Genomic DNA, 17,581 nt, shown 5'->3' on the forward strand with positions numbered 1-17,581 from the left:
ATAGCTGCAGAGCATCAACTGATATGCGTAGCAAGGCACTTGATGCCCAACAGGCCTGATATGGCGCTGCTTAGAAACGCCCGATCCGGTGAATGCCGCGCCCGCGGAGGTTCAGAAGGCGGCGGCGACGATCCGGCGCCAGAGCCGGTCATCGTGGCGCTCCGGCCAGAGCGGCCCCGGGCCCGTGCACGTGCCGCATGTCGTGCAGCAAGGGATGCGGACGCGGCGTCAGGCCAAGGCGTGTTGAGGAGCGAGGGGTGTGCATGATCCATGCATTGAGACAACTCGTCGGCCCCGACCGGTTTGCCAGCCACGGAGCCCCGACCACCATCATCAAGGGGTCACAACACGCTCTGCCCACAGTGGTCGGGCCGACCCAGCTGGCTCGAGGGAACCTCTCCTCAAAGCCTGCATCGAAGGAGACTACTGGCAATCGATCAACATCGTTGTCGACAATGCGAGAACCCGGTCAACTCCCCATTCAACTCCCTGGCCAGGCCCCAGACCGGGCACGAAGCCCAACTCTTATCGATCATGGGGGCGGTTCCAGGACGCGTATCGGGTCGTGATCGATGAGCGGCTTCGCCCCTCGTACTGATCTTCGATCCGGTAGATCGTCTTTGCGTGACGCGTACGCAACTGACCGATGTGGAGTGGGAGTTCATCGAGCCGTCCCTGCCGATCAGCGACCAGGCTCTGTTGGAGGTCCTGATCGCGGAGGCCGCGAAGCGGGGTGAGGTGGATCTGCCGCCGGCCCGTATCGACTCCGCCGCCGTGCGGGCCCATCACGAGCGGTGACGACGAGGCGGGGATGAATTGGGTCGCTGGAGCGCTCGTGGGGGGGGCGCCCGGGGCCGGGCCGCCTTGGATCGATGGCGTCAGGCGAGCTGCGGGGCGGGCGTCGCCGGAACGATCGCGGCCTGGCGGGTCTCGCGCATCATCAGCAGGCCGTTGACCACCATCAGCGTCGCGGTCAGGCCGTGGACACCGAGCGCGGTGGCCACGGAGCCGTGGTGGGCCAGCACCGTGGTCATGTCGCCGTACGCGGCGATGGCCTCCACCAGCAGTGCCCAGCCCAGCGCCCGGCGGTGGCCCGTCACCAGCAGGATGCCCAGGACCAAAGCCAAGACGACGTCGCGGATTCCCTTGATGATCAGGAAGCCGTCGCCGTCGCCGGACGGCCAGCTCGGCAGGCCGAAGCCCGGCGCCGTCGTCTCCGGGCTCAGGATGAACTCCATCCCGAACCAGAGGATGAAGAGGATGAAGGAGGCGGCCAGGACGGTGTTGATCTTCTTCAGCGACATTGTTCTTCTCCTTGCGAGTCTTCGTGAGTTTGGTGGAGCTTCGTGGATCTTGGTGAGTCGTGCGGGGCCTGGTCAGGGCGCGGTTCACCAAGGGGCAGTGCCAGCCCTGCCCGGACCGCCCCCGGTGCACCAGCTCCCGCGAGAGCGCCCCGAACGTGGGCTTTCCCCCGCGAGGACTCCGCGACCTGCAAGTCCGTGTCCGCACCGAGCAACTGACGCCCGAGTAGAAGGCCCGCTACGCGGTCCGCACCGCCGACCGCTTTCCAAACCGCGCGTCGGTCGCGCCTACGAACACGATCCCGCCACCAGCGAAGCCATGATCCGCTGGGTCGCTATCGTCGTCACGAGCCTGCGTCGCCCGGGGTGAGGATTTCCATGAGATGTCCGTCGGGGTCGTGGAAGTAAGTGCCCCTGCGGCCCTTGGTGCGCTTGCTGTGATAGATCTGCCCAACCTCTTGGCATGTGGGATCGCCGTAGTGGGTGATTCCACCGTGCTGGATGCGGGCGAGGGCGGCGTCGAACTCCTGCTCGCTGACCATGAACGCGTAGTGGTGTGGCTCAAAGTCGATCAAGTCTGCCTGGTCGTAGTCCAGGCTGACCTGGTTGGCCAGCGTGACCGGCGTGAAGTGCGCCACCGGCGGATCGACACTCAGGCCGAGGATTTCGGCCAGGAACTGCGCCGAGGCTTGCGGGTCACGGGCGGGGACGATGGTGTGATTCAGTTCCACGGCCATAGGGACTCCTCCTCAGGGACGGGGCTACGCGTGGTGGGGTGGTCGGCCGCCTTGGCGACCCGGCATGGTGCATGGATGCGTGACCGCCCGGGGGCGCGCAGGGCTTCTCCGGCTGCCCTCCCCCGGCTACAGCTGCCGTGTCGTCATACGTCGATCTGCTCGAAGATGTGCGGGTACGACACGATGTCATCGGGGAACTCGGCTGCCATGCGCTGGAACTCCGGACTGCCGAACGCCGTGGCGAGCGCCTCGGTCGACTCCCAGACCGCGACGTTCAGCAGAAGCTGACTGTCCGCCGTCCCCTTGTGCATCTGCAGGGAGACGAATCCCGGCTGAGCCTTCATGAACTCGGCCTGCCTCTGAAAGAGGGCCAGGAACGATTCAGTCCTCTCCTTCGGGACGAAGAAGGTGTTGGCCAGGACGATGGGCCCGGTCTTCTCCTTGAACTGCGCGAACATCGGCGTGTGCGGGTCGAGACTCTGCAGCTTGGTCATTATCGGTACTTCCTCTCACTATCGGTCAGTGGGTGGGTGTCGCTGGGGCCCATTTCCTGGGGATACCAACGGAGTTCGAGGGTGTTGGTGTCCGGGTCCTGAATGGAGATGGAGGTGGCGGTGCCGCACTTCGGGCGCACGGCCGGGCAGTTGCGGCTGACGAGCGGGCGGGTGAGAGCGCGGACTCAGGTGAGGGCGGCGACCAGCAGGGCGAAGGCGGCGATGATGACGGCGACACGGACGTAGTGGTAGCGGTCCCAGCGGTTCATCTGCTGCTTCCAGTCGGCGGGCCGGCTGTCAGGGGTCCACGTCTTGTTCTGGTTGTTGATCGGGACGAGCAGCAGGAGCGACATGACCACGCTGAGGATGAGCAGCGCGCCGGCGGTGACGACGAGGCCGGCGCCGTCGTGGTGCCATCCGGCGACGGCCCAGACCGCGACGAGGACGAGTGAGCCGATGTACCAGAACGGCATCACGGCGCCGAGCATCCGGCCCCCGTGGGCGTGGCCGAGTTGGCCGCTGTCCTCGGGGAGTGCGTCGAGGATCGGTTTCATGACGAAGGCGACGGAGAACTCCACACCCACCATCACGCCGACGACCACGATGGTGACGACCTCAAGTGCGTTGAACATGACGACCCTCTCGGCATCTAGTGTTGCTAGCTGTCGAGGCAACGCTAGTACTGCTGCCGCTTGCTTGTCTAGCGCTGCTAGGATCTAACTATGTCGGTACAGGAACGCAAGCAGCGTGAACGGGCGGGGCGTGAGCGCCTCATCGTGGCGACGGCCCGCGAACTCGCCGAGCAGCAGGGCTGGGACGCGGTCACCACCCGTCGGCTCGCCGAGCGCATCGAATACAGTCAGCCCGTCCTCTACAGCCACTTCCGCGGCAAGCGGGAGATCATCGGCGCCGTCGCCCTCGAGGGCGCCGCGGAGATGGCCGCGGCGGTGCGGGCCTCGGCCCCCAGCGCGAACAGCCCGCGCGAGCGGGTCGCCGCCCTCGCGCGCACCTACCTCGACTTCGCCGCACGCAACCCGGCGGTCTACGACGCCATGTTCCAGCTGGACGGCGGCCTGGCGTTCGCACAGGAGGACACCCCGGAACCTCTCAAGGACGCTTTCGCCGCGCTGCTGGAGTGCCTCGGCGAGGTCGCCGGGGACGGCGTCGCCCCGGGGCTGTTCACCGAGGTGTTCTGGGCGTCCCTGCACGGTATTGCGACCCTGACCCGGACGGGCCGGCTGCCGCCGCAGGACACCGAGCTGAGGGTGGAACTGCTGGTGAACCGGCTCGCCATGGTCTGACACACCATCCCGGCAGGCATCCAGCCGGGGCCCCCGAGCCCCGCCACTGCCTGCCGGAGGCGGCCCATCTGGTCACTCGCACCCACACCGCGAACACCGCGCGGCCGCAGGCCGCCGGGCCCCGCACCCCAGACACACCCACCCCGCAAACTGCAACGCCCACCCGATACCCCCCAACAGAACACCCCTCCGCAGGAAGACAACACCGCCACCCGGAGAGACAACCAGCACTCCGCACCAGCCCAGAGCCAAAGAACAAACCGACGAGTCCCACAGCGCCACCAGTCGTTCCCGTGGCCTCTTCATGTTCTCCAACTGCGTCAGACCGACTGGCGCAGCCACGACTCGAGAGCCGCATAGTCGCTGTCAGCGAGGCCACGGCGGGGATCGACACGATGGAGCAGGGCTTGCCCCTGATGATGGGCAGCGACCCAGGCCCGATCAGTATCCGTGACCTCGTCGTCGACCCAGGCGAACGAGCGCCCCGCAGCCCATTCGACAAGGGCACGGGTCTTCCAGTGCAGTCCGTTCCGTTCGTCCTGGTCATCGATATCGGACGCCTCCGGGAAACGGGGCCGCTCTTACCGGGCAGGCCGCCATGCGGCCTGGGTCAATCCCTCGGCTGCACGGGCGGGACGGCTCCCTCGGCATCCTTGAAGGCCATGCGCGCCCGCACGGCGGCTTCGCCTGTGCCGCTCTGCCCATGGCAATGCGCCTGCACGGCTGGGCGGACCGTGCAACTGAGTGATCAGCTCTGCTACCAGGAGGACGGGGGCGAGGTGCGGATTACCACGACAGGGAGACGCCCCGGATGGGTTTCGGGCCGTCTTGCTCGGCCCGGCGGATCCGGTCGAGGAGAAGGTGGCCGCAGCGGTTGCGGACGAGTTCGGCGAAGACCCGAGCGAAGTCGCAGGCTGAGGCGGTGTCAGGGCAGGCGAGCCGGGCTTCGTCCAGGCGGGCGCGACTATCGCGGCCTTGGTGGCGATGCTGTTCCTGTCGCCGTTCCCCCAACGTCATGCCCTCGGCCCTCGATGCCCGCTGGTCGCTGGTCGCTGGCGGTCTCCCACGACTCGTTCGCGCATTGCACCTTAAGGGTCATGACCGTCGTCGCCGTGGTGTTCATGCCGATCGTGCTGCGCTACCAGAGCAGGACGTACTGGGTCTTCCGCAAGCGGACCAGCGTCCAGCACGTCCCGTCATGCCACTGATTCATCGCACCGCGAGGCCTCACCCCGCTGGTCACGGGGCTTCCAGTGAGACCTCGGTCGACTTGATCAGCGCGACCACCTGAGAACCGGTCGCCAGACCCAGTTCCGCGGCCGACTCTGCGGTGATGGCCGAGGTCAGTTCGGCGCCGTCGACGGCTACCCTGACACCCGCCATCGCGCCGCCCGCGGTGATCCCCGTGACGGTCCCCCGCAGTCGGTTGCGGATGCTCAGCCCGGACACGGGGCCGGTGGCCAGCGCGACCTCGGTGGATTTCACCAGGGCGCGGACCTGGCTGCCGGTCGCGATGCCGAGCTCCTTGACCGCGTCCGCCGTGACCGCCGCCGTCATTTCCTGGCCCTCCACCAGCTCGAGCTTCACGATGGCCATGACCGCACCCTCCTTGACGGAGGTGACGGTGCCGGGGAGCTGGTTGCGGATGCTCAGACTCATGGGGCGCCTCTGCTCCTCGTGCGATCGGGGGCATTCCAGTCAAACGCGTTCAGGAGACCATGGCGAAGACACGGAATCGCACCACCGACCTGGCCGATCCACCGGCGAGTGCCACGATGGAGTACGCCGCCACCCGGCTGCGGGCTGTGAGGATCGGGTGGCAGGGCGTGATCGCCAGATCTAGCCTGACCAGAGCGTTGTCCATCGCAGCGCACGTTCGCGTCGCGGAAGGGTGAAGGTCTTGAGCCCGTCGAATGAGGACCAGGGACAGCTGGAGCACAGAGTGGGTCCCACGCCAGAGGCTGAGCCGGAGTTCCACCCTTACCACCACCCCGCCGCCGGATGGGGTGCCGCCAAGAGCGTGACCCGGTTCTTGCTGCGCGAGCGTGAGCTGGTGGACGGCCCCCGGGCCATCATGAAGATGAACCACGAGAAGTCGGGCTTCGACTGTCCGGGATGCGCGTGGCCGGACGACACCAAGGGCCTCAAACTCGACATCTGCGAGAACGGGATCAAGCACGTCACCTGGGAGATGACCCGCAAGCGCGTCGACCGGACGTTCTTCGCCGGACACTCGGTGAGCGAGCTGTCCAAGTGGAGCGACTTCGCCCTGGAGGACCAGGGCCGGCTCACCGAGCCGATGCGGTACGACCCCGAGTCGGACCACTACGTACCCATCAGCTGGAAGGACGCCTTCGCGACGGTCGGCCGCGCGCTGCGCGGCCTCGACAGTCCGAACCAGGCCTCCTTCTACACCTCCGGCCGACTCGGCAACGAAGCGACTTTCCTCTACCAGCTGATGGCCCGTGAACTGGGCACCAACAACCTGCCCGACTGCTCCAACATGTGCCACGAGGCCAGCGGCCGCGCACTGCAGGCGGCACTGGGCACCGGCAAGGGCACCGTCGACCTCAAGGACTGGGAGGCCACCGACGCGCTGTTCATCATGGGCGTCAACGTGGCCTCCAACGCACCCCGGATGCTCACCGCGCTCGCCGAGGCCTACCACCGCGGCGCCCAGATCGTGCACATCAACCCCCTGGTCGAGGCAGCCGCCACCCGCACCATCGTCCCGCACGACATCATGGACATGGCCCTGTTCAAGACGACCAGGACGAGCACGCTGAACGTGCAGCCCCGCATCGGCGGCGACATGGCCCTGATGCGCGGTGTGGCGAAGGCGATCCTGGAGCAGTCCAAGACCGATCCCAAGGCGCTGGACCCGGAGTTCATCAGCCGCCACACCTCGGGCTTCGAGGAGTACCGGGACCTCTGCCAGGCCACGCCCTGGGAGGAGATCGAGCTCCAGTCCGGGGTTGGCCGTGACGACATCCTCAAGATGGCGCGTGTCTATCGCGATGCCGACCGCAGCATCGTGAGCTGGTGCCTGGGCGTCACCCAGCACGAGCACGGTGTCGACACCGTCCGGGAAATCGTCAACCTCCTTCTGCTGCGCGGCAATCTGGGCCGGGAAGGAGCGGGCCCCTCCCCCGTCCGCGGACACAGCAACGTCCAGGGCAACCGCACCTGCGGCATCGACCACCGCCCGTCCCCGGAATTCCTGGACCGCCTCGCCGAGGTCTGCAAGATCGACCCGCCCCGCGCGCACGGCCTGGACACCATCGGCACCATCCAGGCGATGAACCGCGGCGATGTGAAGGTGTTCGTCGGGATGGGCGGCAACTTCGCCCTGGCAGCGCCCGACACCCCGTACACCTACCAGGCGCTGAGCAACTGCGAACTCACCGTCCAGGTCAGCACCAAGCTGAACCGCAGTCACATCGTGCACGGACGCCAGGCGCTCATCCTGCCGTGCCTGGGCCGTACCGAGAAGGACCATCAGCAGGGCGGCATCCAGAGCACATCCGTCGAGGACTCGATGAGCATGGTGCACCTGTCGGTCGGCATGAAGCGCCCCGCATCGTCGCACCTGCTGTCCGAGCCCGCGATCGTCGCCGGCCTGGCCCGCGCCGCACTGCCCTCCAGCGACACCCCCTGGGAGTCGTACATCGAGGACTACGACCGCATCCGCGACACCATGGCCCAGGCCCTCGAAGGCTTCGAGGACTTCAACCGCCGGGTGCGCCTGCCCCTCGGCTTCCGTATCAAGCAGCCCGCCCGCGAACTGGTCTTCCTCACCCCGTCCGGAGCGGCCGAGTTCTCCTCGGCCCCCCTGCCCGACGTCGTGCCCGCCCCCGGCACCCTGGCGCTCGGCACGATGCGATCCCACGACCAGTGGAACACCACCATCTACTCCGACAACGACCGGTACCGCGGCATCAAGAACCTGCGCACCCTCGTCTTCATGAACGCGGCCGACATGCGCGAACGCGGGATCGACGAGTTCGACCCCGTCGACATCACCAGCACCGCCAAGGACGGCAGCACGCGCCATCTCAACGGCTACCTCGCCATCCCCTACGACATCCCCCGCGGCTGCGCGGCCGGCTACATGCCCGAGATGAACGTCCTGTGCGCGCTGATCGACTACAGCACCCAGAGCGACCAGCCGATCATGAAGCACGTCAAGGTCACCATCAATCCCGCCACTTGATCACGACAGGTGGCCGATTCTGCGTACGGCAGCCAGGCAGCAGCAGCTCACCACCGGTCACCCCGACCTCTCTGATCCCCAGGCACTGGGCACCGATACAGACCAGGCGCACGACCTCGTCATCGGTGAGGGTGCGCCGCCGCGCCAAAGCTTCAGCCTCTTGATCCCCGATTGATCTGCGATTGATCTGCGGAATCGAACTATTTACTCACCGATCGTTGTCCGAGAATTCTTCGGGGAAGTCAAAGATGGATTCCCGCAACCGGACGGTCACCGACCGGCGGACGGGGAGTGGCTGAGCAATAAGCGGCACCTATCACGTCATCGAAAAGGCCTCTTTGACATTCCCCCTGGCCGGGCGGAGGCTGCTTCCGCAGCGGGCGTCGAATGTTCAGCTGAATTCGGATAGCCGCACACAACGCAGGAGAATATTCGGCGCATCGCCCTGGCTCGTCGACAGGCGCATCGCAGAAAGAGGCAGACCAGATCATGAGCAGCATCGAGGACCCCAGCGACGAACTGTCGGTCACCCCGCCCAAGACCTGGGCGGCCGGTGTCCCCGCGGTGACTCACGCGCTGCAGTACTCACTGGAGCAGACATCGGTGCGGCGCACGGCTCTGACTCTCCTGAACATCAACCAGGCCAAGGGTATCGACTGCCCGGGATGTGCCTGGCCCGAGCCCGCGGCGGGCAAGCGCCACCTGAACGAGTACTGCGAGAACGGCGCCAAGCACATCACCGACGAGGCCACCTCACGGCGTGTCACCCGGGACTTCTTCCGCGAGCACTCCATCGCCGAGCTCGACGGCAAGTCCGACTACTGGCTCAACCAGCAGGGACGGCTGACCGAACCGATGGTCAAGCGGCCCGGCGCGACCCACTACGAGCCGATCGACTGGAACGAGGCGTTCGGCCTGCTCGCCCAGGAGCTCAAGGCGCTGGCCTCCCCCGACGAGGCCCTCTTCTACGTCTCGGGGCGGCTGAACAACGAGGCAGCCTTCCTCCTCCAGTTGTTCGCTCGCGCCTACGGCACCAACAACCTGCCGGACTGCTCCAACATGTGTCACGAGTCCAGCGGATTCGCGATGAAGGAAACGCTGGGCACCGGCAAGGGCAGCGTCTCTCTCGACGACATCCACTACTCCGACCTGATCTTCGTCGTGGGGCAGAACCCGGGCACCAACCATCCGCGGATGCTCTCGGCGCTCGAGCAGACCAAGCGCAACGGTGGCCAGGTCGTCGCGGTCAACACGCTGCCCGAGGCAGGGCTGATGCGCTTCAAGAACCCGCAGGTGCCGCGCGGTGTGATCGGCAAGGGCACAGCGATCGCCGACCAGTTCCTGCACATCCGCGCCGGCGGCGACCTGGCCCTGTTCCAGGCTCTGAACCGGATGCTGCTCGAAGCCGAGGACGCCGCCCCGGACACTGTCCTCGACCACCGGTACATCGACACCTATTCCACCGGCTTCGCCTCGTTCGCCGAGCACACGCGGAAGGTCTCCTGGGATCACGTCCACGAGGCGACAGGGCTGTCCCGCGACGAGATCGGCCAGGTCTTCGACCGGGTCCTGGGCGCCAAGAAGATCATCGTGTGCTGGGCGATGGGGCTGACCCAGCAGAAGCACGGGGTTCCCTCCATCCGGGAAGTCATCAACTTCCTGATGCTGCGCGGCAACATCGGCAAGCCCGGCGCGGGTGTGTGCCCGGTCCGCGGCCACAGCAACGTCCAGGGCGACCGCACCATGGGTGTCTGGGAGCAGATGCCGAAGGAGTTCCTGGACGCTCTGGAGGGCGAGTTCGGCTTCACCCCGCCCGCGCGGCACGGCCTGGACGCGGTGAACGGCATCCGCGCCATGTACGAGGACCGTGCCAAGGTCTTCCTCGGCGTCGCCGGGAACTTCGTACGCGCCAGCCCCGACAGCGCGGTCACCGAGGAAGCGATGCGCAAGTGCCGGCTCACCGCGCACATCTCCACCAAGCTCAACCGGTCGCACACGGTGTGCGGTGACACCGCGCTGATCCTGCCGACGCTGGGGCGCAGCGACAAGGACGTACAGAACGGCGTCGAACAGTTCATCACCGTCGAGGACTCGATGAGCGATGTGCACGCCTCCCGCGGGAAGCTGCCGCCGGCCTCCCCGCAGCTGCTCAGCGAGGTGGCCATCATCAGCCGGTTGGCGCGCCGGACCCTGGGGGCGACGCCGCCGCTGCCCTGGGAGGATTTCGAGGCGGACTACGACACCATCCGCGACCGGATCTCGCGTGTCATACCGGGCTTTGAGGACTTCAACGCCCGGGTGTCCGAGCCCGGCGGTTTCCATCTGGCCAACCCGGTGAACCAGGGCAGCTACCCCACGCCCAGCGGCAAGGCCGTCTTCACCTGCAACGAGTTCACGATGCCGCACGTCCCCAAGGGGCATCTGCTGCTGCAGACGCTGCGCTCGCACGACCAGTGGAACACCGTCTGGTACGCCCCCAACGACCGCTACCGCGGTATCCACAACGCCCGCCGGGTCGTGCTCGTCAACCCCGCCGACCTGGCGGAGTTGGGGGTCGCCGACGGCGACATGGTGGACCTGGTGAGCATCTGGCACGACGGGAAGGAACGCCGCGCGGAAGACTTCCGGGCCGTCTCCTACCCCGCAAGCCGGGGCTCCGCCGCGGCCTACTACCCCGAGACCAACGTCCTGGTCCCGCTGGACAGCGTCGCCGACTTCAGCAACTGCCCCACCTCCAAGGCGGTCGTGGTGCGCCTGGACCCCGCCCGCACCCCGCACTGAGCCGCGTTCACCACGGTCTGCTGCCCGGCGGCGCGGCTGCCGACCGGTTCGGGAGGCGGCGCGTGGTCCGGCCCGCGCTGGCCCTGTCCGCCGCCGCCGATGGTGGTGCCCTGCCTCGTCCACCCCCGCGGTCTGCGGCGCCGCGACCGTGGCGTACGTCGTTCTGCCCCCGCTCGCGGCCAACCAAGTGCCGGGATACGCACCGGTCTTCAGCGGGCCTGCCCTGAGTGCGTGGGAACACCGCCGCTCTGCCGCAGTCATACCGTCGGAGTACAGCTCCGAGAAGAGGAGAAACATCATGGGACGCGTGACCGCTCGCCGTCGGGTGCTGCGCATTCGCGACGGGGTGACCTCACACCGGCCCGACACCCTGGCCGCCGAGGAGCCGATGGAGATCAGGGTCGGCGGGCGCGCGCTCACCGTGACCATGCGTACGCCTGGTGACGACTTCGACCTCGCGGCCGGATTCCTGGTGAGTGAGGGCGTGCTGCACGCCGCCGACGAAGTGGCGGGGATCCGCTACTGCGCGGGCGCGACCGCCGACGGCGGCAATACCTACAACGTCGTGGATGTCGGTCTTGCCCCCGGAGTGGCCGCTCCCGACGCGTCATTGGAGCGGAACTTCTACACCACGTCCTCGTGCGGTCTGTGCGGCAAGGCCAGCCTGGACGCGGTGCGCACCTCGGCGGCGTGGTCCGTCGCTGATGACCCGCTGCGCGTCGGAGCGAAGGATCTTGCGGCCCTCCCCGAACGGCTGCGGGCCGCCCAGCGGGTGTTCGACAGCACCGGTGGTCTGCACGCCGCCGGTCTCTTCACGGCCGACGGCGAAATGCTGTGCCTGCGCGAGGACGTCGGCCGGCACAACGCTGTGGACAAGGTCGTCGGCCACGCCCTGCGGTCGGGGCTGCTGCCGTTGCGCGGGACGGTCCTGATGGTGAGCGGCCGGGCCTCCTTCGAGCTGGTGCAGAAGGCCCTGATGGCCGGAATTCCCATGCTGGCGGCCGTTTCCGCCCCGTCCTCGCTCGCCGCCGACCTCGCCGACGAGAACGGTCTGACCCTGGTCGGCTTCCTGCGCGGCGCCTCGATGAACGTCTACACCGGCACCGAGCGCCTGCAACCGCTGCCCGTCGCCTGAGGGGAGCCGCCCACCGTGTGGCGAGTGAGCGAGCGGGCGGCATCAGCGACGGCCTGCCCGCCCAAACTGGCATTCCAACTCTCCTTCCGGTAAACCCTTGACGTGCTCTTTCGCCAACTCGAATACCTGGTGGCCCTCTCCCGGGAGCGTCATTTCGCCCGTGCCGCCCAGGCCTGCTACGTCTCCCAGCCCGCCCTGTCGGAGGCCATCCGGAAACTGGAGGAAGAGCTGGACGTACCGCTGGTCCGCCGCGGCCGGAAGTACGAAGGGCTCACGCCCGAGGGTGAACGCATCGTCGTACGGGCACAGCGGATCCTGGCCGACCGCGACGCGCTCAAGGACGAGGTCGGCGCCCTGCGCACCGGTCTGAGCGGCAGGCTGCGTATCGGCGCGGTCCCGACCGCGTCCGGTGCCGTCTCACTGCTGACAGCCCCCTTCTGCGCGGCGCACCCGCTGGTCACCGTGGAAGTGATAGCGGACCTTCAGTCGGAAGACATTCTCCGGCAGCTGCAGAATTTCGAGGTCGACGCCGGGGTTACCTATCTGCACAAGGCACTCCCGGACACCTTCCAGTCGGTTCCGCTGTATCAGGAGCGGTATGTGCTGCTGACCAATGTCGCCGACGGCCTCGCTCAGCGGACGGCGGCGACCTGGGCGGAGGCATCCCGGCTGCCACTGTGCCTGCTGACCGGGGCCATGCAAGGGCGCCAGGTCCTCGACGAGTTGTTCGCCGAGGCGGGCTTGCAGCCCTCGCCCCAGGTCGAGACCGATTCGGTGGCCGCCCTGTTCGCCCATGTCCGCACGGGCCAGTGGGCCAGCATCGTGCCGCACACCTGGCTGCATGTCTTCGGCGTCCCGCACGGTATGCGGGCCGTACCGATGGTCGAGCCCGACCGGACGGTGCCGATGGGCCTTGTCGTCACCGCGCGGGAGCCGGTGTCGGTCATGGCCCGCGCCCTCACGGAGACCGCCCGGCACACCGATGTCGCCGCCGTCCTGGAACGCCTCCCGGGGGATCCGCTCCCCCAGTGAACTCTCGCCGTCTGCGCGGCCGGTGCTTCACGATCGGACACTGAAGGGTCAACTACCCGCGTGGCCGCGGGCACCAGCACCGTGCGTTCGGCCTCTGCACGCCCCTCCCACAGGAACGTGACAGTGACGGGCTCATCGACCGTCTCGGCCAACCCGAGCACCCGCTCCACCTCATCGTTGACCGGGTAACTCACCACTACATCGATCTCGAGACCCATGCTGCCTGAGGCTACTGGCCGCTTCCGACATCCCGGCCCAGAGCTCCAGAACCGCCGGTCTCGCCCAGCGACACGATCGTCACCGTCGCCTCCCCGTCGGGGGCGTCATAGCTGACGCTGTCGCCCGCGCGGTGGCCGAGCAGCGCGCGGCCGATGGGGCTGTCGTACGTGACCATCGTCGGGTCCAGCGGCTCCGCGACCTCGTCGATCTGGACGGTCCCCATCGTGCCGTCCGAGAACCGCACGGTGACAGAGCTGCCCATGCCAACCTCGTCGGTCGAGGGCGGACCCGCGTCATCGGCCTGGCGGAGCCGTAGGGTGATCTCGGTGATGCGGTCGTCGAGGCGTCCGATCACAGCCAGGCGCCGCAACTCGTCGGCCTGGTCGGCGCGGTCGCCCGTTTCGGCGGTGTCCTGAAGCGTCGCGGCATCCGCGTTCCGTTCGGAGCGCAGGTCGGCGAGTTCCTTCTCGAGCGCGCTGCGTGCGGTGGCGCTGATCGGTTGGGGATCTCCGGTCATCACTGCTCCCGTGCGCTGCCGTGCGGCTGGATGGGGGCGGTTCGGTCGACGACAAGCGCAAGGGAGGCCGTGTGTCCACTTGCCGCGGCCTCCCTGCAAGGAGGTCCGGAGCTCGAGGTCAAACGGCCCACCGATGCGTGCGGGTGGCTTCCCATCAGTTTTCGTAGTCACTCGGCGGAAAGGCCTCACGCTGCGCACGGGTCTTCTTGCCCGTCGCCATCTCGCCCTGGTCGACTTCGCGGTCGACCTCGGACTGCGCCTCCTCGTACTGCGCCTCGGAACTCTCCCGGTTCTCCACGGGAATTCCCGCCTCTCGCTCGTCTTCCCGCGTACGACGCTCGAGCTGTTCCTCATCGGGTCGCAGGGGCATTCCTCGGCTGTGGTCCGTGTCCGGGTTGCCTTCGACTTCGCGGTTGGGCTTGTGGTGACCCGACATGTGTCCTCCTTGATGGAACGCCCCGGGCACGTATGCGCCCGGGTGTGCTTACCGATTGGCGCCGGTGGTCTCATCCGCCTCGGTGGCCGGGGGCTCCGCGGCACCGTCCTTGCGTACAGTGCAGTGGAGGGTGTCGTTCACCACGTCGGCGACGATGGTGTCTCCCGGATCGACCTCACCGCCCAGCAATAGTGAGGCAATTCGGTTGTCGAGTTCGGTCTGAATCGTGCGCCGCAACGGACGGGCGCCGAATTCCGGCTGGTGACCGTGGGCGACGAGAAGTTTCTTGGCCGCTTCGGTGACTTCCAGCTTCATGCCCTGTGCGTGCACCCGATGCTCGCTCTGGTTCAGGAGATGGTCGACGATCTGCGACAGGTCTTCTTCGGTGAGGCTGTGGAAGATAATGATGTCGTCGATGCGGTTGAGGAATTCGGGCAGGAATCGTGCCCGCAGTTCCTCCATCAGCTCGTCCCTGATCTCGGACACGTCGCCCTTGTGGTCGAGAATCCGGTGGGCGCCGATGTTCGACGTCATGATGACGACACAGTGCCGGAAATCGACCGTGCGGCCCTGACCGTCCGTGAGTCGTCCGTCGTCAAGGATCTGCAGCAGTGTGTTGAAGACATCGGGGTGCGCCTTTTCCACCTCGTCGAACAGCACCACGCTGTAGGGCTGCCGGCGAACCTTCTCCGTGAGCTGGCCGGCCTCTTCGTAGCCGACGTATCCGGGAGGGGCACCGACGAGCCGGGCGACGGTGTGCTTCTCCTGGAACTCACTCATGTCGAAGCGGGTCATGTGATCGTCGTCGCCGAACAGCAACTCGGCGAGTGTCTTGGCGAGTTCGGTCTTGCCGACACCGGTGGGGCCCAGGAAGAGGAACGAGCCGACGGGCCGGTTCGGGTCGCCCATGCCCGCCCGGTTGCGGCGCACGGCCTCCGAGACGGCGGTGACCGCTTCGTCCTGGCCCACGATCCTGTCGTGCATCTCCTCCTCGAGCCTGAGGAGCTTCTCCTTCTCGCTGGCGGTGAGTTGGGAGACAGGGATGCCCGTACGGCGGGAGACGACGTCGGCGATGTCGGCCGCCGTGACGGAGACGACGCCCTCGCGCCGCTCCTCGATGCCCGCGATCTCGCCCTCGAGCTCGGCGATCTGCCTCTTGAAGTCCGAGGCCTTCTCGAAGTCCTCACTGGCCACGGCATGGGCCTGCTCGCGGCGCAGTGTGGCCATGCGGTCCTCGCGGCCGATGACCTCGGTGGAACGGCTCGCGCTGCGCAGGCGGACGCGGGCACCTGCCTGGTCGATCAGGTCGATCGCCTTGTCGGGCAGGAACCGGTCGCTGATGTACCGGTCGGACAGTTCCGCGGCAGCCGCCAGGGCGCCGTCGGCGAAGCGGACCTGGTGATGGGCTTCGTACGTGTCCCGCAGCCCCTCCAGGATCTGCACGGTCTGCTCGACGGTCGGCTCCGGGATCAGCACGGGCTGGAAGCGGCGCTCGAGTGCGGCGTCCTTCTCGATGTGCTTGCGGTACTCGTCGATGGTCGTCGCGCCGACGACGTGGAGCTCACCGCGCGCGAGAGCGGGCTTGAGCATGTTGCCCGCGTCCATCGCCCCCTCGCCGGTCGCCCCCGCGCCCACGACGGTGTGGAGCTCGTCGATGAACAGGATGATGTTGCCGCCGGCCGCCTGGACTTCCTCGATGACCTTCTTCAGCCGCTCCTCGAACTGACCGCGGTACTGAGCGCCGGCCACCATGCCGGACATGTCGAGCGAAACGACCCTCTTGTCCTTCAGCGTCTCCGGGACTTCGCCCGCCACGATCCGCTGCGCCAGGCCCTCGACGATGGCGGTCTTGCCGACGCCGGGCTCGCCGATGAGTACGGGGTTGTTCTTGGAGCGCCGGGAGAGGATCTCGACGGTCTGCTCGATCTCCTCGGCCCGCCCGACCACCGGGTCGAGCTTTCCGGCCTTCGCCTCTTCCGTCAGGTCCCGCCCGAACTCGTCCAAGGTCGTGGCAGGCTTCTCCTTCTTGCCGTCGGCCGGCAGTCCGTCCGTACGAGCCGCCTGGTCCGCGAGGCCCGACAGCCGGTCCGGGTCAAGGCCCTCCGCGCGCAGCAGTCGAGTGGCGCCGGAGTCGGCGTCGTCAAGCAGCGCACTGAGAATGTGCTCGGGTCCGATGTACGAGACTCCGGCCGCCTGCGAGTGGGCGTAGGCGGTTGCCAGAGTGCGCTTGGCCGCCGGTGTGAGTCCCGGTTCCGCGGACGGCTCACCGGACTCCTGCGGAAGGACATCGGCGACCTCCGATGCCAGCTTGTCGGGGTTCACGCCAACCTGGGAAAGCAGCTTTCGCGCGGGGTCGACCTGGGTGGAGGCCCACAGCAGGTGTTCCGTGTCGAGGTCGGAGGTTCCGTCCTTGACCGCTCGTTGTGCGGCCAGATTGAGGAGTTCCTGCGATGACTCCGTCAGGAGCCGTCCGATGGGAACTCGCTGGACGGCCGGCGGTGATGATGCCGGCGACATTCCGAAGAACCGGTTCAGCATTTCACTGAACGGGTCAGCGGAACCGAACCCTGAACCGAAAGACATCGACATGGAAACTCCTGGAGCCGAGGGGATCTGTCCCACTGAATCGCGATGTCCACTGCTCTGCAAGTGGAGCGAAATGAAGACGGGAAAAGCGTCTTGCCCCGCGAAAGGGTGCTTGTCCTTGGCGCCGACAATGACGCGCTCGGCTGAGGGACCGACTCCTCCGCTCGTTGCCGGCCTGCCCGGATCAGCCGGTGACGATTCCGGTGACGAGGTTGATGGTCGTGGCGAGGATGCTGGTGCCGAAGACGTAGGACAGCACCGAGTGCCGTAGGACCACCGAGCGGATCGTCGAACTCGAGACATCCGTGTCGGACACCTGGTAGGTCATGCCGAGGTTGTAACTGAAGTAGAGGAAGTCCCGGTACGCCGGCGGGTCATCGGAGTTGAAGTCGATCCCTCCCGCAGCCGTGTAGTACAGGAACGCATATCGGGCCGCATACATCAGATGGAGCGCTGCCCAGGACATGAATACGCCGCCGAGCGCGGCCGCGGCCGCCACGTGGCCGGAATCGGAATCGCCGAGCAGAAGCAGCAGCACGATGGCGACCAGTCCGCTCAAGGCGGCGGCGACGACCACGAGTTCCTCGGTGACGGGCCGGAAGTCTTCACGGCGGGCATTGGCGCGGGTGGCTGTGGCGTCCATCGGCCACAGCACCATCCAGCCCGCCACGACGAAGGCGAGTTCTGTCGCGGCGATACCGGCGAGAACCCCCAGCAGGATGTCGCTCACCACTCCCACGACTGCGCCAGCCACCGCTCCGACGACCACCGCGGCACCCAGCCGCGGAACGGCGGAACGGGGCAACAAGGTACTCACAGACCATGACGG

The 17,581-nt window shown here is 67.3% G+C and carries 16 protein-coding genes and 2 pseudogenes; 6 read left to right on the forward strand and 12 right to left on the reverse strand.

Features of this window, described 5'->3' with window-relative positions; translation table 11 throughout:
- Positions 1-624 precede the first annotated feature (624 nt).
- Positions 625-798 (forward strand): hypothetical protein, encoded by a 174-nt coding sequence (locus ACGFSB_RS36905; RefSeq protein WP_393408802.1) that lies wholly within the window; start codon positions 625-627, stop codon positions 796-798.
- An 80-nt stretch (positions 799-878) separates the two neighbouring features.
- Here ACGFSB_RS36905 and ACGFSB_RS36910 read toward each other — a convergent pair whose 3' ends face one another.
- The 4 genes from ACGFSB_RS36910 to ACGFSB_RS36925 all read right to left on the reverse strand — a co-directional run bounded on the left by ACGFSB_RS36910 (position 879) and on the right by ACGFSB_RS36925 (position 3,164).
- Entirely contained in the window at positions 879-1,304 is a 426-nt protein-coding gene (locus ACGFSB_RS36910; RefSeq protein WP_393408805.1) for a DUF4267 domain-containing protein, read from the reverse strand.
- 341 nt (positions 1,305-1,645) lie between these two features.
- The gene (locus ACGFSB_RS36915; protein WP_393408808.1) at positions 1,646-2,038 is read right to left on the reverse strand and encodes a VOC family protein; all 393 of its coding nucleotides are present in this window, start codon (positions 2,036-2,038) and stop codon (positions 1,646-1,648) included.
- Positions 2,039-2,181: 143 nt separating this feature from the next.
- Positions 2,182-2,532: an antibiotic biosynthesis monooxygenase family protein gene (locus ACGFSB_RS36920; protein ID WP_393408811.1), complete on the reverse strand. Its 351-nt coding sequence runs from the start codon at positions 2,530-2,532 to the stop codon at positions 2,182-2,184.
- Between the two features lie 185 nt (positions 2,533-2,717).
- Entirely contained in the window at positions 2,718-3,164 is a 447-nt protein-coding gene (locus tag ACGFSB_RS36925) for an anthrone oxygenase family protein (RefSeq protein ID WP_393408814.1), read from the reverse strand.
- A 90-nt stretch (positions 3,165-3,254) separates the two neighbouring features.
- Here ACGFSB_RS36925 and ACGFSB_RS36930 point away from each other — a divergent pair, with 90 nt between their 5' ends.
- Complete coding sequence (locus tag ACGFSB_RS36930; protein ID WP_393408817.1) at positions 3,255-3,833, forward strand: TetR/AcrR family transcriptional regulator; 579 nt, start codon at positions 3,255-3,257, stop codon at positions 3,831-3,833.
- Positions 3,834-4,153: 320 nt separating this feature from the next.
- On the opposite strand, the pseudogene ACGFSB_RS36935 reads toward ACGFSB_RS36930, so the two are convergent.
- The 3 genes and pseudogenes from ACGFSB_RS36935 to ACGFSB_RS36945 all read right to left on the reverse strand — a co-directional run.
- Positions 4,154-4,381: pseudogene (locus tag ACGFSB_RS36935) on the reverse strand (hypothetical protein); the annotation flags it as partial.
- 691 nt (positions 4,382-5,072) lie between these two features.
- Entirely contained in the window at positions 5,073-5,492 is a 420-nt protein-coding gene (locus ACGFSB_RS36940; protein WP_393408820.1) for a molybdopterin-binding protein, read from the reverse strand.
- Between the two features lie 49 nt (positions 5,493-5,541).
- Positions 5,542-5,697 (reverse strand): hypothetical protein, encoded by a 156-nt coding sequence (locus ACGFSB_RS36945; RefSeq protein WP_393408823.1) that lies wholly within the window; start codon positions 5,695-5,697, stop codon positions 5,542-5,544.
- A 36-nt stretch (positions 5,698-5,733) separates the two neighbouring features.
- On the opposite strand from ACGFSB_RS36945, the gene ACGFSB_RS36950 reads away from it, so the two are divergent.
- Complete coding sequence (locus ACGFSB_RS36950) at positions 5,734-8,046, forward strand: FdhF/YdeP family oxidoreductase (RefSeq protein ID WP_393408826.1); 2,313 nt, start codon at positions 5,734-5,736, stop codon at positions 8,044-8,046.
- A gap of 31 nt (positions 8,047-8,077) precedes the next feature.
- Here ACGFSB_RS36950 and ACGFSB_RS36955 read toward each other — a convergent pair.
- Positions 8,078-8,194 (reverse strand): annotated as a pseudogene (locus ACGFSB_RS36955) (GTP 3',8-cyclase MoaA); the annotation flags it as partial.
- Between the two features lie 341 nt (positions 8,195-8,535).
- Between ACGFSB_RS36955 and ACGFSB_RS36960 the strand changes: the two are divergent.
- From ACGFSB_RS36960 to ACGFSB_RS36970, 3 genes are all read left to right on the forward strand, one after another.
- Positions 8,536-10,827, forward strand: a complete 2,292-nt coding sequence (locus ACGFSB_RS36960; RefSeq protein WP_393408829.1) for an FdhF/YdeP family oxidoreductase — start codon at positions 8,536-8,538, stop codon at positions 10,825-10,827.
- A gap of 298 nt (positions 10,828-11,125) precedes the next feature.
- Complete coding sequence (gene fdhD / locus ACGFSB_RS36965; protein WP_393408832.1) at positions 11,126-11,962, forward strand: formate dehydrogenase accessory sulfurtransferase FdhD; 837 nt, start codon at positions 11,126-11,128, stop codon at positions 11,960-11,962.
- A 102-nt stretch (positions 11,963-12,064) separates the two neighbouring features.
- On the forward strand, positions 12,065-12,994 hold the full coding sequence (locus ACGFSB_RS36970) for a LysR family transcriptional regulator (protein WP_393408834.1): 930 nt from the start codon (positions 12,065-12,067) through the stop codon (positions 12,992-12,994).
- Positions 12,995-13,223: 229 nt separating this feature from the next.
- Here the strand turns inward: ACGFSB_RS36970 and ACGFSB_RS36975 are convergent, their stop codons facing one another.
- The 4 genes from ACGFSB_RS36975 to ACGFSB_RS36990 form a co-directional block, all read right to left on the reverse strand.
- Positions 13,224-13,730, reverse strand: a complete 507-nt coding sequence (locus tag ACGFSB_RS36975) for a GreA/GreB family elongation factor (protein ID WP_393408838.1) — start codon at positions 13,728-13,730, stop codon at positions 13,224-13,226.
- 154 nt (positions 13,731-13,884) lie between these two features.
- Complete coding sequence (locus ACGFSB_RS36980; RefSeq protein ID WP_393408841.1) at positions 13,885-14,166, reverse strand: hypothetical protein; 282 nt, start codon at positions 14,164-14,166, stop codon at positions 13,885-13,887.
- 48 nt (positions 14,167-14,214) lie between these two features.
- Positions 14,215-16,755, reverse strand: a complete 2,541-nt coding sequence (locus ACGFSB_RS36985; RefSeq protein ID WP_393408844.1) for an ATP-dependent Clp protease ATP-binding subunit — start codon at positions 16,753-16,755, stop codon at positions 14,215-14,217.
- 181 nt (positions 16,756-16,936) lie between these two features.
- Positions 16,937-17,569 carry a DUF1345 domain-containing protein gene (locus ACGFSB_RS36990; protein WP_393408847.1) on the reverse strand — a complete coding sequence of 211 codons (633 nt, stop codon included), beginning with the start codon at positions 17,567-17,569 and terminating at the stop codon, positions 16,937-16,939.
- Positions 17,570-17,581 lie beyond the last annotated feature (12 nt).

This window comes from Streptomyces sp. NPDC048441 (assembly GCF_043200235.1).
GTDB lineage: Bacteria > Actinomycetota > Actinomycetes > Streptomycetales > Streptomycetaceae > Streptomyces.